Annotated in this window: 20 protein-coding genes and 3 tRNA genes; 11 read left to right on the top strand and 12 right to left on the bottom strand. The window is 46.5% G+C overall.

Annotated features, from left to right (window positions below; genetic code table 11):
- Nucleotides 1-83 precede the first annotated feature (83 nt).
- On the top strand, nucleotides 84-752 hold the full coding sequence (gene queE / locus Q4Q52_RS05585; RefSeq protein ID WP_311990032.1) for a 7-carboxy-7-deazaguanine synthase QueE: 669 nt from the start codon (nucleotides 84-86) through the stop codon (nucleotides 750-752).
- Nucleotides 753-871: 119 nt separating this feature from the next.
- Here queE and Q4Q52_RS05580 read toward each other — a convergent pair whose 3' ends face one another.
- The 4 genes from Q4Q52_RS05580 to Q4Q52_RS05565 form a co-directional block, all read right to left on the bottom strand.
- Entirely contained in the window at nucleotides 872-2,017 is a 1,146-nt protein-coding gene (locus Q4Q52_RS05580; RefSeq protein WP_311990031.1) for a PLP-dependent cysteine synthase family protein, read from the bottom strand.
- 265 nt (nucleotides 2,018-2,282) lie between these two features.
- A tRNA-Tyr gene (locus Q4Q52_RS05575) sits at nucleotides 2,283-2,367 on the bottom strand.
- 84 nt (nucleotides 2,368-2,451) lie between these two features.
- Nucleotides 2,452-2,536 (bottom strand) — tRNA-Tyr (locus Q4Q52_RS05570).
- Nucleotides 2,537-2,607: 71 nt separating this feature from the next.
- Nucleotides 2,608-2,692, bottom strand: a tRNA-Tyr gene (locus tag Q4Q52_RS05565).
- 125 nt (nucleotides 2,693-2,817) lie between these two features.
- On the opposite strand from Q4Q52_RS05565, the gene Q4Q52_RS05560 reads away from it, so the two are divergent.
- The 3 genes from Q4Q52_RS05560 (at nucleotide 2,818) to Q4Q52_RS05550 (ending at nucleotide 6,245) form a co-directional block, all read left to right on the top strand.
- On the top strand, nucleotides 2,818-3,306 hold the full coding sequence (locus Q4Q52_RS05560; RefSeq protein WP_006081552.1) for a VC2046/SO_2500 family protein: 489 nt from the start codon (nucleotides 2,818-2,820) through the stop codon (nucleotides 3,304-3,306).
- Between the two features lie 230 nt (nucleotides 3,307-3,536).
- Nucleotides 3,537-3,824 (top strand): DUF406 family protein, encoded by a 288-nt coding sequence (locus Q4Q52_RS05555; RefSeq protein ID WP_006081553.1) that lies wholly within the window; start codon nucleotides 3,537-3,539, stop codon nucleotides 3,822-3,824.
- A gap of 237 nt (nucleotides 3,825-4,061) precedes the next feature.
- Nucleotides 4,062-6,245: a bifunctional diguanylate cyclase/phosphodiesterase gene (locus Q4Q52_RS05550; protein ID WP_261271610.1), complete on the top strand. Its 2,184-nt coding sequence runs from the start codon at nucleotides 4,062-4,064 to the stop codon at nucleotides 6,243-6,245.
- Between the two features lie 18 nt (nucleotides 6,246-6,263).
- Here the strand turns inward: Q4Q52_RS05550 and Q4Q52_RS05545 are convergent, their stop codons facing one another.
- Together Q4Q52_RS05545 and Q4Q52_RS05540 are read right to left on the bottom strand one after the other, a co-directional pair.
- On the bottom strand, nucleotides 6,264-6,791 hold the full coding sequence (locus Q4Q52_RS05545; protein WP_311905879.1) for a YchJ family protein: 528 nt from the start codon (nucleotides 6,789-6,791) through the stop codon (nucleotides 6,264-6,266).
- 129 nt (nucleotides 6,792-6,920) lie between these two features.
- The gene (locus tag Q4Q52_RS05540; protein WP_311990030.1) at nucleotides 6,921-7,496 is read right to left on the bottom strand and encodes a DUF4440 domain-containing protein; all 576 of its coding nucleotides are present in this window, start codon (nucleotides 7,494-7,496) and stop codon (nucleotides 6,921-6,923) included.
- A gap of 118 nt (nucleotides 7,497-7,614) precedes the next feature.
- Here Q4Q52_RS05540 and smrA point away from each other — a divergent pair, with 118 nt between their 5' ends.
- Complete coding sequence (gene smrA, locus Q4Q52_RS05535; RefSeq protein ID WP_311990029.1) at nucleotides 7,615-8,205, top strand: DNA endonuclease SmrA; 591 nt, start codon at nucleotides 7,615-7,617, stop codon at nucleotides 8,203-8,205.
- Nucleotides 8,206-8,305: 100 nt separating this feature from the next.
- On the opposite strand, the gene Q4Q52_RS05530 is transcribed toward smrA, so the two are convergent.
- Nucleotides 8,306-10,171, bottom strand: a complete 1,866-nt coding sequence (locus tag Q4Q52_RS05530) for a M2 family metallopeptidase (protein WP_311990028.1) — start codon at nucleotides 10,169-10,171, stop codon at nucleotides 8,306-8,308.
- A gap of 220 nt (nucleotides 10,172-10,391) precedes the next feature.
- On the opposite strand from Q4Q52_RS05530, the gene Q4Q52_RS05525 reads away from it, so the two are divergent.
- Both Q4Q52_RS05525 and Q4Q52_RS05520 read left to right on the top strand, forming a co-directional pair.
- A complete protein-coding gene (locus Q4Q52_RS05525; RefSeq protein ID WP_106650433.1) occupies nucleotides 10,392-11,030 on the top strand; it encodes a TetR/AcrR family transcriptional regulator in 639 nt (212 codons plus the stop codon).
- 16 nt (nucleotides 11,031-11,046) lie between these two features.
- Entirely contained in the window at nucleotides 11,047-13,326 is a 2,280-nt protein-coding gene (locus Q4Q52_RS05520) for an acyl-CoA dehydrogenase (protein WP_220592919.1), read from the top strand.
- A gap of 255 nt (nucleotides 13,327-13,581) precedes the next feature.
- Here the strand turns inward: Q4Q52_RS05520 and pyk are convergent, their stop codons facing one another.
- Nucleotides 13,582-15,021, bottom strand: coding sequence for a pyruvate kinase (gene pyk / locus Q4Q52_RS05515; protein ID WP_311990027.1), 1,440 nt, complete (start codon nucleotides 15,019-15,021; stop codon nucleotides 13,582-13,584).
- A gap of 186 nt (nucleotides 15,022-15,207) precedes the next feature.
- Nucleotides 15,208-16,062, bottom strand: a complete 855-nt coding sequence (locus Q4Q52_RS05510) for a MurR/RpiR family transcriptional regulator (protein WP_106650436.1) — start codon at nucleotides 16,060-16,062, stop codon at nucleotides 15,208-15,210.
- Nucleotides 16,063-16,374: 312 nt separating this feature from the next.
- On the opposite strand from Q4Q52_RS05510, the gene zwf reads away from it, so the two are divergent.
- The 4 genes from zwf to Q4Q52_RS05490 are packed head-to-tail and all read left to right on the top strand — an operon-like array spanning nucleotide 16,375 to nucleotide 21,053.
- On the top strand, nucleotides 16,375-17,847 hold the full coding sequence (zwf, locus tag Q4Q52_RS05505) for a glucose-6-phosphate dehydrogenase (RefSeq protein ID WP_106650437.1): 1,473 nt from the start codon (nucleotides 16,375-16,377) through the stop codon (nucleotides 17,845-17,847).
- Between the two features lie 9 nt (nucleotides 17,848-17,856).
- Complete coding sequence (gene pgl, locus Q4Q52_RS05500; RefSeq protein ID WP_006081565.1) at nucleotides 17,857-18,555, top strand: 6-phosphogluconolactonase; 699 nt, start codon at nucleotides 17,857-17,859, stop codon at nucleotides 18,553-18,555.
- 9 nt (nucleotides 18,556-18,564) lie between these two features.
- Nucleotides 18,565-20,391 carry a phosphogluconate dehydratase gene (gene edd / locus Q4Q52_RS05495; protein WP_311990026.1) on the top strand — a complete coding sequence of 609 codons (1,827 nt, stop codon included), beginning with the start codon at nucleotides 18,565-18,567 and terminating at the stop codon, nucleotides 20,389-20,391.
- A gap of 20 nt (nucleotides 20,392-20,411) precedes the next feature.
- Nucleotides 20,412-21,053 (top strand): bifunctional 4-hydroxy-2-oxoglutarate aldolase/2-dehydro-3-deoxy-phosphogluconate aldolase, encoded by a 642-nt coding sequence (locus tag Q4Q52_RS05490; protein WP_006081567.1) that lies wholly within the window; start codon nucleotides 20,412-20,414, stop codon nucleotides 21,051-21,053.
- Between the two features lie 186 nt (nucleotides 21,054-21,239).
- Here Q4Q52_RS05490 and Q4Q52_RS05485 read toward each other — a convergent pair whose 3' ends face one another.
- The 3 genes from Q4Q52_RS05485 to Q4Q52_RS05475 form a co-directional block, all read right to left on the bottom strand.
- Nucleotides 21,240-22,589: an anti-phage deoxyguanosine triphosphatase gene (locus Q4Q52_RS05485; protein ID WP_311990025.1), complete on the bottom strand. Its 1,350-nt coding sequence runs from the start codon at nucleotides 22,587-22,589 to the stop codon at nucleotides 21,240-21,242.
- 25 nt (nucleotides 22,590-22,614) lie between these two features.
- Nucleotides 22,615-23,202: a 5'-deoxynucleotidase gene (gene yfbR, locus Q4Q52_RS05480; RefSeq protein ID WP_115334657.1), complete on the bottom strand. Its 588-nt coding sequence runs from the start codon at nucleotides 23,200-23,202 to the stop codon at nucleotides 22,615-22,617.
- A 287-nt stretch (nucleotides 23,203-23,489) separates the two neighbouring features.
- The gene (locus Q4Q52_RS05475) at nucleotides 23,490-24,704 is read right to left on the bottom strand and encodes a pyridoxal phosphate-dependent aminotransferase (protein ID WP_006081570.1); all 1,215 of its coding nucleotides are present in this window, start codon (nucleotides 24,702-24,704) and stop codon (nucleotides 23,490-23,492) included.
- Nucleotides 24,705-24,974: the final 270 nt, after the last annotated feature.

Raw genomic sequence — 24,974 nt, 5'->3', positions numbered from 1 at the left:
CAAATAGGCTTTCTCGGCGCAAAAACTTGCAGCTCAAGCTAAAATCCACTATAAATGCCGCCCCAGAAAAGTGGAACGCCAGCATGAACTACCCAGTCAACGAAGTATTTGAAACCATTCAAGGTGAAGGTGTCTTTACCGGAGTGCCCGCCATATTTGTCCGCCTGCAAGGTTGTCCCGTGGGATGCGCTTGGTGCGATACGAAACAGACATGGGATGTGCTTGAAGTGAATAAAGTGACGCCAGAGCAAGTCATTACCGTAGACGGCACTATTGGGCGCTGGGCAGAACATACGGCGCAAAGTCTTATCGCAGCTTTTCATGCTAAAGGTTTTACTGCGCGCCATATAGTGATCACCGGCGGCGAGCCTTGTATGTACGATTTACGCGAATTAACTGAAACCTTGCACAACCAAGGCTTTGCCACCCAAATCGAAACCAGCGGCACCTTCGACATCAACTGTGCCGATAACACTTGGGTGACGGTATCGCCCAAGGTGAACATGAAAGGTGGCTATAAGGTATTAGCGCAGGCGCTGAACCGTGCCAATGAGATCAAGCATCCTATCGCCACTGAAAATCACATTGCTGAATTGGATGAATTGCTACAAGACATCGATATTTCAGCGAAAACGATTTGCCTGCAGCCGATTAGCCAAAAGCCCAGAGCGACTGAACTGGCTATGAAGGTGTGTATTGCCCGTAATTGGCGTTTATCAATCCAAACCCATAAGTATTTGAATATTGATTAATGCCCTTCAGTTAATCTATAAACGATAAAAAAACGCCTCACAATTGTGGGGCGTTTTTTATGGCTGACGTTTAGCGGTGGACTTTAAAGCCATCGACTCAAGGAATTTAATCTCGTCGGTTAATCAAGCTCGCTTAGCTGACCAAAATGATTAAATGCCGCAAGTTGGCGCTGATAGGGGGCAATATCACCAATATTAGCCGCAATCCAATCAGCATCGTAATAGGTATCGAGGTAACGTTCACCCGAGTCGCAAATTAGGGTCACGATTGAGCCTTGTTCTCCACGCGCTTGCATTTGTACGGCAAGTTGCAATGCGCCGTAAAGGTTAGTGCCTGTCGATGCGCCGGTTTTACGGCCAATCAGTTGCTCTAACCAATGAATCGTCGCTACGGAAGCCGCGTCGGGGATTTGCAGCATAGAATCCACAACGCCAGGAATAAACGATGGCTCGACTCTTGGTCGACCTATGCCTTCAATTTTACTGCCATTGCAACAGGTTAAGCTGGCATCGCCGCTCTGATAAAAATCAAAAAATACCGAGTTTTGCGGATCAACTACGCAAAGCTGGGTCGCCAACCTTTGATAGCGGATGTAGCGGCCTATGGTCGCCGATGTGCCGCCTGTACCCGGACTCATCACTATCCAACGCGGGATTGTGTGTGGCTCGCGTTCCATCTGATTGAAAATAGAATTGGCAATATTGTTATTGCCGCGCCAGTCTGTTGCGCGCTCGGCGTAGGTGAATTGATCCATGTAATGGCCGCCAAGCTCCACGGCTAGGCGCGCCGATTCGGCGTAAATCTCACTGGAATGGTCGACAAAATGACATTGGCCGCCATAGAAAGTGATCTGTTCAATCTTCTTTTTAGCCGTGCTTTTAGGCATCACGGCAATAAAAGGTAAACCGAGTAAGCGGGCAAAATAGGCTTCAGAAATCGCCGTGCTGCCCGATGAGGATTCGATAATCGGCGTGCCTTGTTTAATCCAGCCGTTACACAGGGCATAGAGGAAGAGTGAGCGGGCGAGGCGATGCTTTAAGCTGCCTGTCGGGTGGGTACTTTCATCTTTAAGATAAATATCTATGCCATCGAGCATAGGTAATTCAAGTTTAATCAAATGGGTATCGGCGCTGCGCTGAAAATCCGCTTCAATCTTGCCTATCGCATGGGCTTCCCACGTTGGGCAGAATCTGCGAGCGCTGTGTGAGTCCACTGGCGGTTGAATCGTGTTAGAAATCATCATAGTCACTTCGAAAGGGATCATTTTTAGAGCATATCACAGGGACGGGCAAAGCGGTTTTATTGGATCTGCTTGGCGTTACTCGCTTGGGGGCATTAGCTTGAAGTCGCGCGAGGCGTGATTGATGTTAAAGACAAATATCGCGAACTAAAAAATATGGCTTCAAATAGAAGTGCAGTTTAATACAAAGAATGTAATTAGAACAAAATGAATAGATGAAGCTATGGCATATAAAACTGGAATAGACAAAACGGAAGTTGAACAAGAGCGGTATAGACAATGAAAGAAATGGTGGAGGGAGAAGGATTCGAACCTTCGAAGGCTGAGCCGTCAGATTTACAGTCTGATCCCTTTGGCCACTCGGGAACCCCTCCACAAACTTTCTTTACTTTTAAAGCTGAACCAAACATTGGCCATGTTTGATACTTGAAAATGATTATCTGCGTTAAAGATAAAGATGGTGGAGGGAGAAGGATTCGAACCTTCGAAGGCTGAGCCGTCAGATTTACAGTCTGATCCCTTTGGCCACTCGGGAACCCCTCCACAAATACCTTTAACGCTTTTATAAAACTCTACATCATTTTCGAACAACACTCACAAACTTACAGTGCAAATGGTGGAGGGAGAAGGATTCGAACCTTCGAAGGCTGAGCCGTCAGATTTACAGTCTGATCCCTTTGGCCACTCGGGAACCCCTCCTCAATTGCGGCCGCCATAGTAGTCAGAAACCTTTTGCATGTAAATACCCAATTTAAAAATTTTCCTAAAGTTATGCATCAAATGGTCGATTAACTAACAACGAATTGTTTTGACGATGTTTTTTTATGCAAATTGATGTTCCTTTAGTCAACGAAGCCCAAATTGGCACCCGCTTAAACGCGGCGATAGAAAACGACAGACGGGGCGAATTCGCCCTGTTGCTGTCGTTACTGTCGGTTGACGCACGGGACATGGCGCAATTTCAATGGCAAAACGAGCTTGATATGGCGCAAAAATTACAGCGTCAGTTCGAGTTGCCACCGCAGCAAAGCTTAATGGCAGATTTATCTTCTGCTGAACCTGTGGTCGATAATAGCAGTATTTTTATGGCGCAAGGTCCGCGGGCATTTCAATTACAGCAGGCACTGCGACCGGAAGCCTTAGTGATCCGAGGCGGTGAGAGCGTAGCAATGGCCGAGGCCCTGAGTAACTGTGATCATGTCACCCAGCTTAGGCAGAGGGGCCAACTCAGCGCGCCTAAGGTCGAAATCATGCATTTTGCCGATCAATTGGCAATCCAACGTAATCTGGTGCCTCTGCTTGCTTCTGCCTAGTTACCAACTCCTGTAAGTGTTCTTTAAAACGCGTGTTCTGCTATAGCAATAGCAATTGCGTCAATCTGCGCCATTTCAGTAAATAAGCGTGAGCTAAAGCCAGTTATCTTGAGGCTTAATTACCTATAATTCTGATTAACCTATCGAGTTAGCCACTTACCGCGCAAATAAATTAGCGAGCATAGTTTAGTGATGCCGTTAATCAGTCGCTTTATAAATAAGGAATACAGATGAAAGGCATAATAGAAGCACAGAATCCGGCAGTGAATGATACTTGCACCGATTGTGGCAGTTTTGTCGATATCGGCGCCGTCATTGATGAACACGATACCTTATTGACGTTAAATTTTGTTGGCGATAGCGCGCAAACAGATGCAGAAAGTATGGCGAGCCGTGCCCAAGCTCGATTTGCTGAAGTGCAAACTGAGTTTGTGACCACGGCTGCGGGTATCGATTTACTGCTGACCTTTGGTGTGAGCGCTGAGAAAATGATTTTCCAATTGGAAAACGGTTTATAAGTTTTTGTGCAGCACTTTTAGCGGATAGAATTCGAACTTAATCGTTTTAACTGTCTAAAAATGCTGCAATTGTTAACTGAATTGTAATAAATTGTGCCACATGTTGCTGCACTTACAATAGATAGTGTAATCTGCCTCCAAATAAGAATAATTCAATCAGCTTAATTGCACATTTCAAGCTACGTTTGCGCGTAGCAAAGACCTTTAGCCCAACACGAAGTTTTGTAGGGAATCAGCGTGAAGCGACGTCAGCATCAGCATTTATTGGAGTCTTTGGTTCAGTCAACTGCAAAACAGCAGGGCGATTTCACCAAGACAGCAGAGTTAGCCACAGAGTTGTTGTGCCAGAATTTAGCGGTTTCTTTGGTGTCAGTGTGGACGTTTTCAGCTGATCAACAAACCCAAACACTCGTTGCACAATTTGGTTCTATGATGTTGCAAGACATTCATAGGCCTAAGCTATTACAAGCTTGTCCCCGTTATGTGCACGAGCTTAAAACCCTGCGCCATATCGATGCTGGCAATACGCTGACCGATCCCCGTTTAAGTGAATTGGCAGAGTGCTACTTTATCCCGCGGCACATCAATTCCACTCTCGACATCGCCATTCGCATCAATGGTCGTCTGGAAGGTGTGCTCTGCATCGAGCGGGCGCAGTTCACTCCCCATTGGCACGACAGCGAAATCCACCTCGCGTGCCAGATGGCAGATCAATTAGCCCTGACTTTAGCGACAAAACACAGCTACGACAAAGAAGAAAGCCTGAGCCTATTTCGCTGCGCGACGGAGCAATCACGGCAGATCAGCATGCTCATTAATTTGCATACTGAAAAAGTCGAGTATGTGAATCAGGCACACAGTGAAATCACTGGCATGCCCCGTGAGCAGATAATCGGCGCAAATATCCGTGAATTGGCTTTTTTTAAGCAGCATGCCCAATTAGCCGAGCAAACCCTAGCGCAGATATTTAGGGGCGAGATTGCCAAAGGCGAAGTGCAGTTTAGCCGTACCGATGGCAGTCGCTATTGGCTGACATACGTCTTGAGTCAATTCATTACTGATCGCGGCAATCATTATGCCTTGGTCTCGTGTGAAGAAAATACCGATGAGCACAACTACAAGTCAGAGCTTGAACGCCTCGCTTGGCGCTGTGGATTAACGGGGCTACATAACCGCACCCACTTTAATCGAGTGCTTGAACGTACCAATAAAGGTTTGTTGTTATTAGTTGATTTAGTAGGATTTAAACGGTTTAACGATACCTATGGTCATGAGAATGGCGATAGCTTATTGATTGAAATCGCCCGCCGTTTGAAACATTTCTCCGAGATCAATAAAGCCACCGAAATTGCCCGCGTCGGTAGCGATGAATTTGCAGTGCTGCTGACCGATGATAACGCGGTATACGATCTCGACTATTTTAGTACGCGTCTGTATCAGCATCTGGCTATGCCTATCTTAATCGGTCGCGAGCAAGTCGAGCCTAAGCCTGCCTTAGCTGTGGTTGATATCGCCTCGGTGGCGAGTTTGTTTGCGCCGTTAACCTGTGCCGATATTGCTGTTCAGTATGCTAAAAAGAAAAAAGGCACTGCAATCCAAGTGTTTAACAGTACTTTGTTGAGCGCATTTAAAGAAGATGCGCAGATAGAGCGCGATTTACACAGTGCCATTCGTGGCCGTCAGTTTGAGCTTTATTATCAGCCACTGAGGGATTTAGAGCAGAATACCTATATTGGTGCTGAAGCTTTAATCCGTTGGCATCACCCAAAAAGAGGCGTGTTATTTCCCGCATCTTTTATCGACATTGCCGAGCAGTCGGGGATGATTAATTCCATCGGCAGCTGGGTGTTGGAGGCTGCATGTCGCCAGTTAAACCTATGGCAACACCATAATGCGGATATGACGATGCACGTGAATGTGTCGGCCCGTCAGTTTTTCAGTGGCAATTTATTCGAGCAGGTGTGGCAGCTGTTGACTCGTTATCGATTGAAACCTAAGACGTTAATTTTAGAGATCACTGAAACTGAGTTGATGGGCGACATTCGCCACGCGACGCTGTTATGCCAAGAATTAGCGGAATTAGGCGTAGGGCTTGCGATTGACGATTTTGGCACGGGTTATAGCTCAATGCGTTATTTGAAGCAGTTCCCGATCAGTAAACTTAAGATTGATCGGTCGTTTATTTCAGATCTGACTGTGAGCCGCGAAAGCCGCGAAATTGTCTCAGCCATTATCGCCATGGCGAGTGCCTTGAATATCTCCTTGACGGCAGAAGGGGTTGAAACCCTTGAACAAGAAGCCTTTTTAGCGAAAAGTTTTTGCCATCAGGCGCAGGGCTATCTCTATAGCCCCGCATTGCGGGAGCCTGAGTTTGCACAATTTATTTTGTCGGCCAAAAGCCCTTCGGTCTTGACCCACTAGACTGGTGTACTTGTTAAATCAGAGGGATTTTAAGCAGCATTGTTTGAATTTTTTACCGCTATGGCAAACGCAAGGATCATTTCTGCCGGGTAACTTCGCCGTCATTTGCAGGCCTTGGCTGTAATACCAGCGGCCCGTTTGATAGATGAATTCCGAACGTTCATAGATAGCATCAATTTCACCTTCGAGTGTGTACCAAGCCTTAAATGTCACATTGCCATGTCTTGGCTCCGCGATTGCTTGATTCGCAGCTTGAGAGTTGTGGGCGGGTGCTTCACTGCTGCTGAGTACTTCTAGTCCTAGCCAATGTGGGTGAGGGCCAGTATTAAGACTCGCTAGGGTGAGACCGTTTAGATACTCGGGGTGATGTGTCTTTAAAATATAATCAAAATTTTTCAACACAAATGCGCAGTAACGTGAGCGCATGAGTTGCTCGGGCGTGTGCGCAATGACTTGCCCAGAATCGACATGAATATGCAGTGGATTGCAGCAATCTTGATAGCGTTTGCTACTGCCACAGGGGCAGCTTTGTTCAGTTGTAATCATGTTTTCTTTGCGGTATCGATTAAATGATGATTTATTTCAATAAATTAAGCTTTTATTCTAACGCATTATACTTTTATTTTAATGCATTAAGCATATATCTGAATGCGTTAAATAGCGTCAGCACAAAACTTAGGGTAATTTCTTACCCGCAGGTAAAGGCGGGAACTGGCGACCATAATACAAGTTAGGCACAGGTTTCGCATTTAGATAATAGCTAGGTTCTGCACGATTATTGGTGTCTAAACTTACTTTCCACTGAGTCGCTGAGACCTTTTCTGTACCAATGGCAAATTTGCCTGCAAATTCACTCACAGGTTCACCCGTTTCTTGTGCGGGATAAAATCGAACTAAATAATAGCCAGTATCTATGGCACCATTGCCGATAATTTTACGTTTAGTAATGCGGAAATCCACGTCGATAGTGGCTTTCTTAGCGCGGATTTTATCGAAAAATTTCTTGTAAATCGCAACGATATTATCTCGTCCATAGTAAATCTCTTTACTTTGACTCTCAGATAAGTAGCTCGCATCATCGGCATAAATTTCACGGGTCACTTCAGGGGATAATTGATTAAAAGCGCTAATAAATAAAGGATAATTAGCATTGATCAATTGATCATCTGTGGATTTTGTATGCGTTTTAGCTGGATTGGCTAAGCTTGGCAGCGACAATAGGCACATCAGGACTAGCGGCAAAAATTTCATTACTTTATTCTAATCTGGCAATCATGGCGTCACTATAATGGAGCCGCCCGCTGAACTAAAGCCTTGAATGATTACAAAGTGTGTTTCTGTACAAGAGTGTGAAGTAAAGGAGCTTGCCATGCTGGATGATGAATCAGCACTGTTTTTTGAGGAAATGGCCGGAGTTGTACCACTGAAAGGCGAGGTGCCTGTGGTGAGTTTTGCGCCCAAAGCGTTAACGGCGGAACAAATCCACAGACGTGATGCCTTACAAAGGGAAGCTTATTTAACGTGTATGCCGCTGGATTTAAAAGTGTTTGTGCAGCAAGCGCCGGATGACATTGTCAGCTTTAAACGTGAAGGGGTACAAGGCGGCGTTTTCAAGCGGTTACGCATGGGGCAATACAGTATCAAGATGGAGCTCGATGTGCATGCCTATCGGCTTAATCAAGCTCGCGAGGCCGTACTCAACTATCTACTGGCAGCGCAGGCGCACGGTGAGCGGTGTGTGATGTTGATCCACGGTAAAGGTTATCAGAGCCAACCCTTTGCGGGATTACTTAAGTCCGCTGTGTGTTGTTGGTTATCACAGCTTGATATGGTGCTGGCCTATCATTCGGCGAAAACGGAGCAGGGCGGCACTGGGGCGCTGTATGTGATGTTAACTAAGTCTGAACAGCTAAAGCTTGAGAACCGTGAAGCCAATCGTAAAGGCATAGGCTGGCGTTAGACCAAAACAGGCCGTGTATGAAATAAAAAGTCTCGAATAAAAATGCCCAATCTCGTTGGGCATTTTGTTTTATACAACTTGGCGATGGTTTAACTCATGATTACCAACCGCATTGGCGATTAGCCGCGGTATTTTGCTCATCTAACCATGTTTTAAGTGGCGCGAAGTAATCGAGCACAGCTTTGGCATCCATAGCTTCTTTGCCGGTGACTTCTTTCAATGCTTCTGGCCAAGGTTTACTTAAGCCTAACTCGAGCATCTTATTGAGTTTCTCTCCCGCTGCTTGATTACCATAAATACTGCATCTGTGTACCGGACCTTTATCACCTGCAGTTTCACACAGCGCTTGATGGAATTGGAATTGCAAAATATGTGCTAGGAAGTAACGGGTGTAGGGTACATTGCCTGGTACATGGTATTTAGCGCCCGGATCAAAATCTGCTTCACTACGTTCAACTGGTGCTTTTACGCCTTGGTATTTCTCCCTGAGATCCCACCAAGCTTGGTTATATTGCGCTGGTGTGATTTCGCCGCTAAACACTTTCCAGCGCCACTGATCTATCATCAAACCAAAGGGCAGGAAGGCGATTTTATCTAAAGCTTGCTTCAGTAAAAGCCCAATATCCTTAGAGGCATCAGGCACTTCTTCAAGTAAACCGATCTGTTTTAAGTAGCTTGGGGTGATCGACAGCGCAATCGTGTCACCAATCGCTTCATGGAAACCGTCGTTGGCGCTGTTTTTAAACAGGAATGGTTGCTGCTTATAAGCGCGTTGATAGAAGTTATGCCCAAGTTCGTGGTGGATCACGCTAAAGTCTTCGGCGGTCTTTTGGATACACATTTTTATGCGAATATCGTCGAGATTATCGAGATCCCATGCCGAGGCGTGGCAAACCACATCACGATCCTTTGGCTGAACAAACAGTGAACGAGCCCAAAAACTCTCAGGCAATGGCGCAAATCCTAGCGACGTGAAGAAGCCTTCGGCTTGTTTCACCATTTTATGCTCGTCATAGCCATTTTTTGCCAGTAACTCAGTGACATCATAACCTGGGTCGGCATTGTCAGGGGCGACTAAGTCATACACATTGCCCCATTGCTGGGCCCACATATTACCGAGTAAATGTGCAGGGATAGGTCCTGTGGTCGGTGCGACGCTATCGCCGTATTCTTTATTGAGTTCACCGCGTACGTAGCAGTGCAATGACTCATAAAGGGGTTTGACTTGGCCCCAAAGACGGTCAAGTTCCTGTGAAAAATCATCGGGTTTCATATCATATTGACTGCGCCATAGCTCAGACAGGTTTGCATAACCGAGATCCTTCGCGCCTTCATTGGCCAGTTCCACTTCACGTTGAAACAAGGGGCGCATAGGTTTGGCGATTTCACGCCAGCCTTTCCACACTTCCAGTAATGCAACGGGATCACGTGATTCGGCCATTAAACTCGATAGCTCAGGCTGGGTCATACACTTACCGTCGGCAAAACAGTATTTTCCTTTGCCGTATAAGCCATTTAACTCTGAGCTTATTTGTGCAAGCTCGGCATTTTTCGCAGGGTCGAGCGGGGCGGGTAACACTAACGCGCTGCGCAATATATTGAGTTTGCGAGCATTAACGGGATCGAGGTCCACATTGGCGTACTTAGTCGCCTCTGTTGCAAATTTTACTGACGCTGCGCTGACCTTTTCACCGACTGCGGCAGAGAGGGCAGCAGTGTCATCGGTAATAAAGTTGCTGTAAATCCACTCGGCGCGATTAGATTCTATCGATAATTCAGCCATTTTGGCTTCTGCATCGTTAATAAAAGCAATCGCTTGTGCTTTATTAGGTGTGGTATTGATGACCGCCGCTTCAGTGCTAGCAGGCTTGTCTGTTTTACTTTGTGCATCATTACAGGCCGTTAATCCCAGCGCTAAGGCGACTGTGAGGGCGATTTTACTGCGACGATTCAATGAAATAACCATGTCTACTTGTCCTTGTTGTTTTTGTGTTACACAGTTTACATAAAGCTAAGGTGTATTGCACAAGGGTTAATGAGCTTGTTAGTTACACTTATTTCGCAGATGTTCCATATACGGCTTGAATGCAGGCTAGAAAGCGGCGAATTTGTCCAATTTTAGTTTGACATCCGTGGTGCCAATGTTTAATTTAAACGAGTGTTTTAAATTAATTCAAGGTCACGGAATGGCAAGTCGATCCGATACAAAAACTAGAATACTTGATGCCGCAGAAAAACTGTTCGCTGAACGGGGCTTTTCTGAGACCTCGTTGCGACTCATCACCAGTAAGGCTGAGGTGAATTTAGCATCGGTCAATTATCACTTTGGTTCTAAAAAAGAGCTGATCCGTGCAGTATTAGCGCGTTATTTAGACGTGTTTATGCCTGCGGCTTCAAACCAAATTAATCGCTTAAATACCGCGCCAGCACAAGCAACTCTCGAAGAGATCTTGTCTTCGCTGGTCGATCCTTTATTGGATTTAAACGCGCTACGTACCGAAGGCACCACGATCTTCCTGCAGCTTTTAGGCCGTGGCTATATCGAAAGCCAAGGACATTTACGTTGGTTTATCACTACCCATTACGGCCAGCATCTCGATGCTTTTGTTAAAGCCGTGTCGGCCAGTGCGCCACATATTCCACCCGCTGAAATGTTTTGGCGTTTACACTTTACCTTAGGCACTATCGTATTCACTATGGCGTCCGCCGATGCCCTAAACGATATCGCTGCTGCTGAGTTTGGTGAGCATAACGACATCGAAGCCGTGATCCGTAAAGTGATCCCATACATGGCGGCTGGCGTATCAGTCCCCGTTTCTTCTTAATTAAAAGGTCTTGATAATGTTGACGATTATAATTCTTGCCCTGATAGCCATTGTCGTGTTGTTTGCGGTGAAAAATATCCGGATGCAGTTTATTACCCGCCCAGTTTTTAGTTTTTTCAAGAAGGTCTTACCGCCACTTTCAGATACCGAGCGCGAAGCGATGGAAGCCGGTGATGTCTGGTGGGAAGGGGAGTTGTTCCGCGGAAATCCTAACTGGAATACCTTGCACAGCTACGGCAAACCGACGCTGACCGCTGAAGAAAAAGACTTTATCGATAATCAAGTGATGACAGCACTGACGATGATCGATGATTTCGACATAGTGCATAACCGTAAAGATTTACCACCAGAGTTGTGGGAATACTTCAAGAAAGAAGGTTTCTTCGCCCTGATCATTCCGAAGAAATTCGGTGGTAAAGCTTTCTCTGCCTATGCTAACTCTACCATTGTCAGCAAATTAGCCAGCCGCAGCGTAAGCGCTGCTGTTACAGTAATGGTACCAAACTCTTTAGGTCCGGGTGAGCTGCTGACCCACTATGGTACGAGTGAGCAGAAAGAACGCTGGTTACCCGCTTTAGCTAAAGGCGATGAAATCCCTTGTTTTGCATTAACCGGTCCTGAAGCGGGCAGTGATGCCGGCGCTATCCCCGATGTGGGTATTGTGTGCCGTGATACCTTCAATGGCGAAGAGATGCTCGGGCTAAAATTGACTTGGGATAAACGTTACATCACGCTGGCGCCAGTGGCGACGGTTTTGGGTTTAGCGTTCCAAATGCGCGATCCTGAAGGCTTGCTTGGTGATAAGAAAAACTTAGGCATTACCTGTGCGTTGATCCCAACGGATCATCCTGGTGTGGTGATTGGTCGTCGTCATAATCCGCTGGGCATGGCGTTTATGAACGGTACTACTCAAGGCAAAGAAGTATTTATCCCGCTGGATTGGATTATCGGTGGCCCTGAATTTGCCGGTAAAGGCTGGCGTATGCTGGTTGAGTGTTTGTCGGCGGGCCGCGGTATTTCATTGCCAGCATTGGCAACGGCGTCTGGTCACATGGCGACAAAGACGACAACGGCTTACAGCTACGTGCGTCATCAGTTTGGTATGGCGATTGGCCAGTTTGAAGGGGTGCAAGAAGCGCTTGCGCGTATTATTGCCAACACTTATCAGTTGGAAGCTGCGCGTCGTTTAACAACTACGGGTATCGATCTTAAAGTGAAACCTTCGGTTGTGACTGCGATTGCTAAGTTCCACATGACTGAGTTAGGCCGTTCAGTGATGAACGATGCCATGGATATTCAATCGGGTAAGGGCATTCAATTAGGACCTAAAAACTACTTAGGCCACCCTTATATGTCGAATCCAATTTCGATCACTGTCGAAGGCGCGAATATTCTAACCCGCTCCTTGATGATTTTTGGTCAAGGTGCGACTCGCTGCCATCCTTACGTGCTTGCCGAAATGGAAGCTGCTGCGATGGAAAACCAACATGAAGCCTTAGAGCGTTTTGATGCGCTATTAATGGGCCACATGGGTTATGCCACACGCAATGCGTTCAGTGCTCTGTTTAGCGCGTTAAGCGGTAGCCGTTTTGGCAGTGCGCCAGTGAGCGGTGAAACTAAGCAGTACTATAAAGATATGTCGCGTATTTCGTCTGCGTTAGCCTTAATGACAGATTTATCTATGCTGATCATGGGCGGCGATTTAAAACGCAAAGAAATGTTGTCGGCGCGTATGGGCGATGTGCTCAGCCAGCTGTATTTAGGTTCTGCAACTTTGAAGTTGTTTGAAGACAATGGCCGTCAACAGGACGATTTGCCAGCAGTACGTTACGTTATGGCCAATCGTTTGCACTTAGCGGCGAAAGCACTGGAAGACACTATTCGTAACTTCCCGAGCCGTCCTGTGGCATGGTTACTGCGCGGCTTAATCTTCCCGCTGGGTAATCACTTCAATGCACCGAGCGATAAAATGGCGACTGATTTAGTCGGCGGCATGTTGAAGCCTGGTCCTGCTCGTGACCGTATTACCTTCTTATGTCCTGAATTTGAAGGAGATAAGGGCGGTATTGCTGAAGTTGAGCAAGCGTTTGTCGCTCAGTATGCCTGTAAAGATATCTATAAAAAGCTGAAGAAAGCGCAGCGTGCCGGTGAATTGCCAGCCAAAGTGCCTAATCTCGTCTTGTTTGCAAAAGCCCTCGAGACTGGCGTAATCACTGCCGATGAAGAGCAGAAATTGCAGCATGCTGATAAGTTACGCTTAGCGGCAATTAATGTGAATGATTTCGAAACGTTATAATGATTGCTAGTGTTTGATGTTAGTGTTTAATGTCAGCTTTTAATGTTAGTACGGTCTGGTCTAAGCGGTATTAAGTTCAATGATTACTCCGCTTGGGCCGCTTGGATTTCCCTCAGCAATGAGAGAACGACAAATTAGCATTAATAGAAATCTGCACTTACAGAAAACAGTCAATATAAAAAAACCACCTTCATGAGGTGGTTTTTTATTGGCTTTATCTAACGCGCTTTAGTCGTTAGATAAAGCTAAAGCAATTTAAGCTACGATCAACACTTTACAGGTGTTAGTGCCGCCAATCGTTTCCATTGCATCGCCTTTGGTCATCAGTACCATATCACCGCTATTCAAATAACCTGCCGCTGTTAATGCTTCTAACGCTTTTTGCGCTAGCTCATCGGCTGGGTGGATAGTTGAATCGAAGTAGATGGGTAACACGCCGCGGTACAAGGCCATTTTAGCCAGCGTTGTCGCGTGACGTGATAAACCTAAGATCGGCAGTGAAGAACTGATGCGAGACATTAGCTGTGGTGTCGCACCTGATTCAGTCAAAGCAATAATAGCCTTAACGCCTTCAAGGTGGTTTGCTGCATACATAGTCGAGAGTGCAATGGTTTCTTCAACTGAAGTGAAACGCACATCTAATCTATGCTTAGACACAATCACACTTGGGTGAGATTCAGCGCCAACACACACGTTTGCCATTGCCTTAACGGTTTCTTCTGGGAAGTCACCGGCAGCAGTTTCAGCAGATAACATCACAGCATCGGTACCATCAAGCACAGCGTTCGCCACGTCCATTACTTCGGCGCGGGTTGGCATTGGGCTTGAAATCATCGATTCCATCATCTGAGTGGCCGTGATGACGACTTTATTCAGTTGGCGTGAACGGGCGATTAATTTCTTCTGCACCGCAACGAGCGCAGCATCACCAATTTCAACACCTAAGTCACCACGGGCAACCATAACCACGTCAGATGCTAAGATCACATCGTCCATAGCCGCATCGGTCGCAACGGCTTCAGCGCGTTCAACTTTAGCCACGATCAAGGCATTGCAACCGGCTTGACGGGCAAGATCACGGGCGTAATCTAAATCAGCACCACTGCGCGGGAAAGACACGGCTAAATAATCCACTTGGATCATTGCCGCAGTCAAAATGTCAGCCTTGTCTTTTTCGGTTAGTGCAGCAGCAGAAAGTCCGCCGCCTTGCTTGTTAATACCTTTGTTGTTAGATAAAGGGCCTGCCACAGTCACTGTGGTATGCACTTTACGGCCTTCAACACGCTCAACGCGTAATTGAACACGGCCATCATCTAACATCAGGATATCACCAACAGTCACATCGTCTGGCAATTGCTTGTAATCGATACCCACTTGGGTATCGTCGCCTTCACCTTTGGCTAACTCGGCATCAAGTACATAGGCTTGACCTAATACCAGTTGTACTTTCTTATTGTCCTTGAAAGTAGAAACACGGATTTTAGGGCCTTGTAAGTCACCAAGAATGGCCACATGAACGCCCAACTCTTTAGCGATTTCACGCGCTTGAGTCGCTCGTTTTAAGTGATCTTCAGGGGAACCGTGGGAGAAATTAAGACGTACAACGTTTGCACCTGCCGCGATGATGCGGCGTAGATTATCATCACGATCGGTAGCGGGACCTAGAGTGGTGACGATTTTGGTTCTGCGGAACATAAGGATACTCCGTTAAAGTTAAAAAAATCTTGGGCCTATATTACCATGCAATTCCAGATTATGTAGTAAAGTTACAATCAAAATGATCTAAAGTTATGTATGAAATTTGTGAGGTATCGCTGATATTTGCACGATAAATGGCTAGGTAAAGGATCAACGCTAGCCATTTTTAGAAAAGGAGGTGAGTTACAGTATCGGATCTTTATTGATGCGAGACTCTTTTAACACTTCTTTTACGCGTTTCAAATTATCGCGGAAACGTGGACCTCGACGTAAGGTAAAACCCGTTGCCAATACATCTATAGTGACTAATTGGGCTAAACGCGAGGCCATAGGCAAATACATGTCGGTATCTTCTGGCACTTCCATTGTCACTGGCAGCGTACATTCCATCGACAACGGTGAGTTGCGGGCAGTAATACCAATTACAGCTGCACCGTTTTCTCTCGCTAAACGTGCTATCTCAATCAATGACTTAGTACGGCCAGTGTGGGATATCAACACGACAACATCGCCTTCATTGCTGTTTATGCAGCTCATGCGTTGCATTAGAACATCGTCAAAACAGATGACAGGCACATTAAAGCGGAAAAATTTATTTTGTGCGTCATGGGCAACAGAAGCGGAGGCACCTAAGCCAAAAAAGGAAATCGTCTTAGCTTGAGTCAGTATATCAACGGCTTTATTGATGGCTGAAATATCTAAACTTTGACGTGCGGTATCAAGCGAAGCCATTGAAGATTCGAAGATTTTTGTCGTGTAAGATTCTGGTGAGTCATCTTCTTCAACATGGCGGCTCACATATGGAGTACCGTTAGCGAGACTTTGCGCTAGATGTAACTTAAAATCAGGGAAGCCTTTAGTATCTAAGCGGCGACAGAAACGATTCACAGTAGGTTCACTGACATCTGCCATCTTAGCCAGTGTGGCGATGCTAGAATGTATAGCTGTCTGTGGTGATGCTAAGATCACCTCTGCAACTTTGCGTTCTGATTTACTAAAATGGGTGAGGCTTTTTTGAACCTTTTCTAGGGTATTCATACGCGTATGTCCGCTAAAGTGAGAATGTAATTTTATTTTTTTAGTTTTGTGGGTGACAGATCAAGGCCGGCGGCCCACAAAGAGACTCTTTGTAGTAACTTTTCAGTACAATTTTGAAATAAGACTTTACTAGCTTCAGTAATTTAAGCACAAAAAGCATATCAGATTTATGCTGCAAGTGCCTAGTTAGCAAGAATGTTAATATTTATAAAAATAGATGCATTTAACAAATTCTGTTGTTATATTACAACAAAAGTGTGGATTTCTTCATCGACATGAAGGGACACGACATACAAAGGAGATCGTAACGCAATGGGCAAAACAACATCAGGCGCCAAAGCTTGTGACTTCGTACTCTTTGGTACTAAAGGCGATTTGGCACGACGCAAGTTGTTACCTTCTTTATACCAGCTAGATAAAGCTGAACTTCTCGATAAAGATACGAAAGTGATCGGTGTCGCGAAAGATGAGTTTACTCAAGAAGAGTTTATCGAATTAGTCACGCTTGCCTTAAACACCTTCGTTAAAGAGCCTTTGTGCGAAGAGACTCTCCAACGTTTCCTGTCCCGCTGCCACTATATAGGCACTAACTTTACCGATTCAGCGGGCTACAGTGCCTTCCATGAACTGCTCAAACCAGAAGAGCGTGTCATGGTGAGTTACTTTGCTACGCCACCTGCGATATTCGGTGACATTTGCCGTTGTTTGCACGAGCAAGATCTTATTCACCCAGATTCACGCGTGGTACTCGAAAAGCCAATCGGTTCAGATTTAGACTCTTCTCGCGTTATCAACGATCAAGTTTCCGCTTACTTCAAAGAACGTCAGGTTTACCGTATCGACCATTACTTAGGTAAAGAAACCGTACAGAACTTGATTGCACTGCGTTTTGCTAACTCTTTATTTGCCTCTAAGTGGGACAACCGTACGATTGACCACGTCCAGATAACAGTCGCAGAAGAAGTGGGTATCGAAGGCCGTTGGGGTTACTTCGACAAAGCGGGTCAGATGCGCGACATGATCCAAAACCATTTGCTACAAGTGTTAACGCTCGTTGCTATGGATCCACCGGTCAACTTAGACGCTGACAGCATTCGTGATGAAAAAGTCAAAGTGCTTAAATCACTGCGTCCGATTAATTCTGACAATGTGTATGAAAATACCGTACGCGGTCAGTACAGTGCTGGCTTCCTAAAGGGCAGCCCAGTACCGGGTTATTTAGAAGAGGAAGGCGCCAACCTTCAATCACACACAGAAACCTTCGTGGCGATTCGTGTGGATATCGACAACTGGCGTTGGGCGGGCGTGCCTTTCTATTTACGTAGCGGTAAACGTATGCCGTTTAAAAGCTCTGAAATTGTGGTGTATTTCAAAAATCCACCGCATAACCTGTATCGCTCAAGCTACCGTAATCTGCCACCCAACAAGCTGACTATTCGTCTGCAACCCCATGAAGGGGTTGAAATCCAGATGATGAACAAAGTGCCAGGTTTGGAGCAGAAACAACGTTTACAAACCACTAAACTCGATTTGAGCTTCTCCGATACCTTCAAAAATGAACGTATCGCCGATGCCTACGAGCGTCTATTACTCGAAGCTATGCTCGGTAATCAAGCGCTGTTCGTGCGCCGCGACGAAGTCGAGCAGGCATGGACTTGGGTGGATGGCATTATCCAATCGTGGGAACAAAGCAACGAAAAACCAAAACCTTATCCTGCGGGTACTTGGGGTCCAGTTGCGTCAGTTGCTTTGATCACCAAAGATGGCCGTTCGTGGGACGAGTAGGAGACTTTGATGATTAAAGAAACCGTATTCAAATCTTTCGATACGCCAAGTGCGTTAGAACAGCAACTGGCCAGCAAGATTGCAAGCCAGTTACAGGAAGCCGTTGATGCCCGCGGAAAAGCGAGCCTAGTGGTTTCCGGTGGTTCGACGCCGCTTAAGTTATTTCAACTATTGAGCATGAAGTCCATCGATTGGAGTGATGTTTATATCACTCTCGCCGATGAGCGCTGGGTTGAAGCCGACGCCGATGCTTCTAATGAACGTCTAGTGCGTGAACATTTATTACAAAACCGTGCGTCGAATGCCAAATTCCGCGGTTTAAAAAACATGTTTTCGACCGCAGAAGCGGGCGCCGATATGGCCGCCGAGTCTTTGTCTAATTTCCCACGTCCTTTTGATGTGGTGGTATTAGGCATGGGTAACGATGGTCATACTTGTTCTTGGTTTCCCTGTAGCGCTGAGCTTGAAAATGCGCTCACAACCCAAGCCCTGTGTGTGGCGACTAACCCCACCACAGCGCCCCACGGCAGAATAACGCTCTCTAAGAGTGCGATTCTGAACAGCAGACAAATTTATCTGCACTTGGTCGGGGAACAGAAATTATCCGTATATCGTCAAGCGTTAGAAAGTGATGATGTCCATGCTATGCCTATCAGAGCCGTATTAGCGCAGCGTAAAACGCCCGTTGATGTGTTCTGGAGCGCTTAAGGAGTCAAGATGCACTCAGTAGTTCAAGCTGTTACCGACAGAATTATTGCCCGTAGCAAAGCGTCACGTGAAGGTTATCTCGCCGCATTGAATGATGCCCGTAACCATGGTGTACATCGTAGCTCATTGAGCTGTGGCAACTTGGCCCATGGTTTTGCCGCCTGTAATCCAGACGACAAAAATGCATTGCGTCAATTGAATAAGGCGAACATTGGCATAGTGACGGCATTTAACGACATGTTATCTGCGCACCAACCCTATGAAAGCTATCCTGAATTGCTTAAAAAAGCCTGTCAGGAAGTCGGCAGTGTTGCACAAGTGGCGGGCGGTGTGCCGGCCATGTGTGACGGTGTGACTCAAGGTCAACCCGGTATGGAATTGAGCTTACTGAGTCGTGAAGTGATTGCTATGGCAACGGCTGTGGGCTTGTCTCACAACATGTTTGATGGTGCTTTACTGCTCGGCATTTGCGATAAAATCGTTCCTGGTTTGCTTATCGGCGCCTTAAGCTTTGGTCACTTACCTATGTTATTCGTGCCTGCTGGGCCGATGAAGTCAGGTATCCCGAACAAAGAGAAAGCCCGCATTCGTCAGCAATTTGCCCAAGGTAAAGTGGATCGTGCGCAATTGTTAGAAGCCGAGGCCCAGTCTTACCACAGTGCAGGAACCTGCACCTTCTACGGCACGGCAAACTCGAATCAACTGATGCTTGAAGTGATGGGCCTGCAGTTACCCGGCTCGTCATTTGTGAATCCTGATGATCCACTGCGTGAAGCCTTAAACAAGATGGCGGCTAAGCAAGTGTGTCGTTTAACCGAAATGGGTACTCAATATACCCCAATCGGTGAAGTGGTCAGCGAAAAGTCTGTGGTGAACGGCATAGTGGCACTTTTGGCTACTGGCGGTTCTACTAACTTGACCATGCACATCGTCGCCGCGGCTCGCGCTGCCGGTATTATCGTGAACTGGGATGATTTTTCTGAATTATCCGATGCCGTGCCATTAGTGGCGCGCGTATATCCAAACGGTCACGCCGATATCAACCATTTCCACGCAGCAGGCGGCATGGCGTACTTAATCAAAGAATTACTCGATGCGGGTCTATTGCATGAAGATGTGAACACCGTTGCGGGCTTTGGTTTACGCCGTTATACCCAAGAGCCAAAACTGCTCGACGGTGAATTGCGCTGGGTCGATGGTCCAACAACCAGTTTAGATACTGAAGTGTTAACTTCTGTCGCATCACCTTTCCAAGGCAATGGTGGTTTGAAATTACTGAAAGGTAACTTAGGCCGCGCTGTGATCAAAGTATCGGCGGTACAAGCACAACATCGTGTCGTTGAAGCGCCCGCTGTAGTGATTGACGATCAAAACAAACTTGATGCCTTATTCCAAGCCGGTGCTCTGGATAGAGATTGTGTTGTGGTGGTTAAAGGCCAAGGCCCGAAAGCCAACGGTATGCCAGAACTGCATAAGTTAACCCCATTATTGGGCACGCTTCAGGACAAAGGCTTTAAAGTTGCGCTGTTGACCGACGGTCGTATGTCTGGCGCGTCGGGTAAAGTCCCTGCGGCGATTCACTTAACGCCAGAAGCTTTAGATGGCGGTTTAATTGCCAAAGTCCAAGATGGCGACTTGATCCGTGTCGATGCGTTAACTGGCGAACTGAGCCTGCTGGTCTCTGAAGCTGAACTTGCCACCAGAGCCGCGGGAATAGTGGATTTACATCGCTCACGTTATGGCATGGGCCGCGAGTTGTTTAGCGCGCTACGTTCCAATCTAAGCAGTCCAGAAACTGGTGCGCGTTGTACTAATGCCATCGATGAACTTTATTAAAACAAAGGAAGAATAACGCAATGCTTGAGAATAACTGGTCACTACAGCCACAAGATATTTTTAAACGCAGCCCTATTGTTCCTGTGATGGTGATTAACAAGATTGAACATGCAGTGCCATTAGCGCGAGCACTGGTTGCTGGCGGCATTAGCGTGTTAGAAGTGACTTTGCGTACGCCTTGCGCACTCGAAGCTATCACTAAAATCGCCAAAGAAGTGCCAGAGGCCTTAGTGGGCGCGGGTACTATCTTAAACGAAGCTCAGCTAGATCTTGCGATTGCCGCTGGTGCGCAATTTATTATCACCCCAGGCGCGACAGTTGAACTGCTCAAAGCCGGTATGCATGGTCCTGTACCATTGATACCAGGCGTTGCGAGCATTTCAGAAGTGATGACGGGTATGGCGCTTGGTTACACCCACTTTAAATTTTTCCCAGCCGAAGCTTCGGGTGGTGTGGATGCACTGAAAGCCTTCTCGGGTCCGCTTGCGGATATTCGCTTCTGCCCAACAGGTGGCATTACGCCAAGCAGCTATAAAGATTATTTAGCGCTGAAGAACGTCGATTGTATTGGTGGCAGCTGGATTGCGCCAACGGATGCAATGGAACACGGCGATTGGGATCGTATCACTCAACTTTGTAAAGACGCCATCGGCGCTTTATAGGTCGAGCTTGAAATAGCGACAAAAATAAAAAACCACCGCAAGGTGGTTTTTTGTCTTTCATCTTTCGCCTTTGATAAAGAATGTCTGTGACAGCGGGCGCTATAGAAAGTTTAGCTTTTATAGAAATTCGCACATTTACAAACGGTCTGGCTTTATAGCAAGTCGGGCAGCGCAATGTCTGCTTGCCTACATTTCCTTGCTCAGTTCCACATTCGAACCCGCTTTGGGGCTAAATAACTGTTGATACAGTCGCCCCGCGAACTCATCTGTCATCCCTGAAATATAGTCCGCCAACACTCTGTGACTGTTTAAGCCTTGTTGCTCACTTTCACGCCAGCGCTCTTGGGTGTTCAGTGGCAGTAAACGCTCAGGATCGGAAGCGAAGGCTTCGAATAAGCCCATCACAATCTGCTGGCCTTTATATTCGAGCATTTGGATCTCAGGTTTACGGATCACATATTTATAAACCAGTTGCTTGAGCACATTGAGCGCAATGGCAAATTCCGGCTCTAACGTGGCATTAAAGCGTAATAATGGTTCTTCGAACTCGTCATCTTCTGAGATAACAATCGCGGTGACAAAGCCATTAACGAGGGTGCCTATGGCATCTTTACGTAGGTGATGCTCATGGGAAAACAGCTTGTTGCCAATATCGGCAAGCTCTTGTCGTATCCACGTATCGCCGCTGTTTGTGAGTGTTGGTGCAACATCTTGGTGCCACTGGGATGCCGTGACTATACCCATCACTATCGCATCTTCGAGATCGTGCACCGCATAGGCAATGTCATCTGCCAGTTCCATAATCGAGCAATCGAAGGATTTAAACTGAGTGCGCAGATGTGGATAGTGGTGTAGGGCAGGGTGTGATCCTTGCTGCGTCGATGTAAAACGACTGCGGTCTGCCTCAGACAAAGGCTCAAGTACCCAAGCGAAGATGTCGTTATCATCGTCGAAAATGCCCTTAACCGGCGGCCATTGTGACGGTTTGAGCTGTCTATGGTTGGTGATTTCACTATGCTCGCCCGCAACAAATAGCTTCGAGTGCGGCGCGGGGTATTTCAAAATCCCGAGCATGGTACGCCGACATAAGTTCATCCCGAAATCTAATGTATAGGGCTCAAGCTTAGAGAGAATTCGAAAAGTTTGGCCATTGCCTTCAAAGCCGCCGTGGTCGCGCATCATGTAATTCAATGCGACTTCGCCGCCGTGGCCGAAGGGAGGATGACCAATATCGTGGGCCAAACACAGGGACTCTAATAGGCTCATAGAGCAAAGCAGCTGCTTATGCTGTGGATATTTACGTCTGAGCTGGGCGGCTATGCCAGTGCCAATTTGCGAGACTTCGAGTGAGTGGGTTAATCGAGTGCGATAGAAGTCATTCATGCCAACGCCGAGCACTTGCGTTTTGGCCTGCAGGCGGCGAAAGGCGGCCGAGTGGAGAATACGCGCCCTGTCTCTTTGGTAAGGGCTGCGGTGATCGTTACGCCGTTGTTTATCTTCACCATGACGGCGTTCTTGCCAAACACTTGAAGTCATATGCATTCCTAGCGAGAGTGGAAAATCAAAGCATCTTGTTAATTTCGTCTAAATTCAAGGTGAAACTTGGCACAAAGCAGCTCATAAAATACTGTACTGCGGGATCAGGATTTGTCGCCAGCATGTCTTCGAGACGCTTACGGGCGGTATTGAATTCACTGTTGCCGGCGCGGTTTTCTTCAAGACATTTAAGGTAAGCGCACAGAGTATCGGCGGATTTCACTATGGTCTTGTAAATGGGATCGGCGTAATCACTGATGAACAGACTGCGATAATCTTCTTTAAATTCCTCAGGCACCATATCCAGCATGCGCTGCTCGGCAATCGCCTCAATTTTTTTATACTCGGCTTCGATTTCTTTGTTGAAGTATTTCACCGGCGTCGGTAAGTCACCCGTGAGAATTTCACTGGCATCGTGAAAAATCGCCAGACTTGTAGCTTGATGGGGATCAAGCGTCGTGCCGAACTTTTTATTACTGATGATCACCAGTGCATGGGCCACCATGGCGACTTGTAGCGAGTGTTCTTGAACATTTTCAGTGCGAACGTTGTACATCAAAGGCCAGCGTTGGATAAGCTTCATTCGAGCTAAATGGGCAAATAAGTGACTCATAGTTTTCCTGTTAATTCGAGGGTCAGCGTTGGATAAGCGTCATTCGTTTTCTAAAAACGGCACATAAATGACTCTTAGTTTGCCTGCTAATGAGTGAGTAGAAAGGCGACAAGCTGCATTGGAAGACGTGACACGGGTTGAATAAGCAGTATTGACGCTAATGAAGTCTTAGATTATCACAGCCTCGGATGACACGTGAGTATGAGCGGGAGATTTTGTAAAAATCGCTAAAAATAAAGCGACCACTAGGATCGCTTTATGACTCAAACCGTTAGCCGAGGCTAAACCTACTGTCGATAGTTTTCGAGGAATGCACCAAACTCGGTAAATGCTTTTTTCAGATCTTCTTTATAGGGTAAGAAAACCACGCGTAAATGGTCGGGCTCAGGCCAATTAAAGGCGGTGCCGTGCACTAACAAAATTTTCTTTTCTCTGAGTAAATCCAGCACTAAGCGCTCATCATCCCGCAGATTGAATTTCTTCATATCCAGTTTAGGGAAAGCATACAGTGCGCCCTTAGGCTTTTTCACGCTGACGCCCGGGATTTGATTCAACAGCTCGTAACAGGCATCCCGTTGAACTGTCAGGCGACCCTTAGGTAAAATTAGCTCGTTAATACTTTGATAGCCACCGAGCGCGGTTTGAATCGCATGTTGATTGGGCACGTTTGCACATAGGCGCATTGAGGACAGCATCTCTAAACCTTCGATATAGCTCTTCGCTGCCTTAAGATTGCCAGACAACATCATCCAACCGACGCGAAAGCCCGCTGCGCGATAAGCCTTTGATAGACCATTGAAGGTAACAGTTAAAATATCGTCCGACAGGCCAGCCGCAGGAACATGCTTGGCTTCGTCATACAAAATTTTGTCGTAAATTTCATCGGCAAATAAAATCAAACTGTGTTCACGGCAAAGCTCAACCACTTGCAGCAGTAATTCTTTGCTGTAAACCGCGCCTGTAGGATTGTTTGGGTTGATCAGCACAATACCGCGGGTACGCGATGAAATCTTACTTTTAATGTCGTTGAGATCGGGGAACCAGTCCGCTTCTTCATCACAACGATAATGCACCGCTTTGCCGCCAGCGAGATTGGCAGCCGCCGTCCACAGTGGATAGTCAGGCGAGGGGATTAAAATTTCATCATCGGTGTTAAGCAAACCTTGCATCGCCATCATAATGAGTTCAGAGACGCCGTTGCCTATATAGATATCTTCGATATCGACACCAAAAATCCCTTGGGCTTGATAATGCTGCACTATGGCCTTGCGGGCAGAGAATAATCCTTTTGACTCACAGTAGCCTTGGGCACTGGGTAAATTAAGGATCACATCGCGCACAATTTCCTCCGGCGCTTCGAAACCGAAGGGGGCAGGATTACCAATGTTAAGTTTGAGGATCCGATGACCTTCGTCTTCTAAACGTCTGGCTTCCTTGTGCACTGGGCCGCGGATGTCATAGCAAACGCTATCCAGCTTGTTGGATTTGATGATAGGGCGCATTTACACCTCGGAACATGCATAAAGTTTGGCTTAAGTTAGCGCACCATAACGAAATTTCACTGTAGATGAAAGGGGGGAACTGCACAGAATGGGACTTTTTTTGTAAATACTGCTTAGTTAAATATGCTTTAACAGTCAATTAATGAAATAAGAACAAGTTTTATATTCTGACTTTTGGATGGTTTTAAGAGTGTTTAGCTAATGTTGGTGGTAAATAAAACCCGCTTTACGTGTTTTTGGCATGTAGGAAGAAAATAATCACGCTTGATG

This window comes from Shewanella sp. SP1S2-4, from assembly GCF_031932075.1.
GTDB lineage: Bacteria > Pseudomonadota > Gammaproteobacteria > Enterobacterales > Shewanellaceae > Shewanella > Shewanella baltica.
The sequence above is the reverse complement of the archived record's forward strand: the minus strand, read 5'-3'. Positions and strand labels throughout refer to the sequence as shown.

What these genes read in the sequence shown, in the direction of transcription:
- zwf (WP_106650437.1), top strand. Translation starts at nt 16,375, where the DNA reads ATGGGCAAAACAACATCAGGCGCCAAAGCTTGTGACTTCGTACTCTTT.
- Q4Q52_RS05555 (WP_006081553.1), top strand. Translation starts at nt 3,537, where the DNA reads ATGAAAGGCATAATAGAAGCACAGAATCCGGCAGTGAATGATACTTGC.
- Q4Q52_RS05560 (WP_006081552.1), top strand. Translation starts at nt 2,818, where the DNA reads ATGCAAATTGATGTTCCTTTAGTCAACGAAGCCCAAATTGGCACCCGC.
- edd (WP_311990026.1), top strand. Translation starts at nt 18,565, where the DNA reads ATGCACTCAGTAGTTCAAGCTGTTACCGACAGAATTATTGCCCGTAGC.
- smrA (WP_311990029.1), top strand. Translation starts at nt 7,615, where the DNA reads ATGCTGGATGATGAATCAGCACTGTTTTTTGAGGAAATGGCCGGAGTT.
- Q4Q52_RS05545 (WP_311905879.1), bottom strand. Translation starts at nt 6,791, where the DNA reads ATGATTACAACTGAACAAAGCTGCCCCTGTGGCAGTAGCAAACGCTAT.
- yfbR (WP_115334657.1), bottom strand. Translation starts at nt 23,202, where the DNA reads ATGAGTCACTTATTTGCCCATTTAGCTCGAATGAAGCTTATCCAACGC.
- Q4Q52_RS05510 (WP_106650436.1), bottom strand. Translation starts at nt 16,062, where the DNA reads ATGAATACCCTAGAAAAGGTTCAAAAAAGCCTCACCCATTTTAGTAAA.
- Q4Q52_RS05520 (WP_220592919.1), top strand. Translation starts at nt 11,047, where the DNA reads ATGTTGACGATTATAATTCTTGCCCTGATAGCCATTGTCGTGTTGTTT.
- Q4Q52_RS05540 (WP_311990030.1), bottom strand. Translation starts at nt 7,496, where the DNA reads ATGAAATTTTTGCCGCTAGTCCTGATGTGCCTATTGTCGCTGCCAAGC.
- pyk (WP_311990027.1), bottom strand. Translation starts at nt 15,021, where the DNA reads ATGTTCCGCAGAACCAAAATCGTCACCACTCTAGGTCCCGCTACCGAT.
- Q4Q52_RS05525 (WP_106650433.1), top strand. Translation starts at nt 10,392, where the DNA reads ATGGCAAGTCGATCCGATACAAAAACTAGAATACTTGATGCCGCAGAA.
- queE (WP_311990032.1), top strand. Translation starts at nt 84, where the DNA reads ATGAACTACCCAGTCAACGAAGTATTTGAAACCATTCAAGGTGAAGGT.
- Q4Q52_RS05490 (WP_006081567.1), top strand. Translation starts at nt 20,412, where the DNA reads ATGCTTGAGAATAACTGGTCACTACAGCCACAAGATATTTTTAAACGC.
- Q4Q52_RS05485 (WP_311990025.1), bottom strand. Translation starts at nt 22,589, where the DNA reads ATGACTTCAAGTGTTTGGCAAGAACGCCGTCATGGTGAAGATAAACAA.
- Q4Q52_RS05475 (WP_006081570.1), bottom strand. Translation starts at nt 24,704, where the DNA reads ATGCGCCCTATCATCAAATCCAACAAGCTGGATAGCGTTTGCTATGAC.
- Q4Q52_RS05580 (WP_311990031.1), bottom strand. Translation starts at nt 2,017, where the DNA reads ATGATCCCTTTCGAAGTGACTATGATGATTTCTAACACGATTCAACCG.
- pgl (WP_006081565.1), top strand. Translation starts at nt 17,857, where the DNA reads ATGATTAAAGAAACCGTATTCAAATCTTTCGATACGCCAAGTGCGTTA.
- Q4Q52_RS05530 (WP_311990028.1), bottom strand. Translation starts at nt 10,171, where the DNA reads ATGGTTATTTCATTGAATCGTCGCAGTAAAATCGCCCTCACAGTCGCC.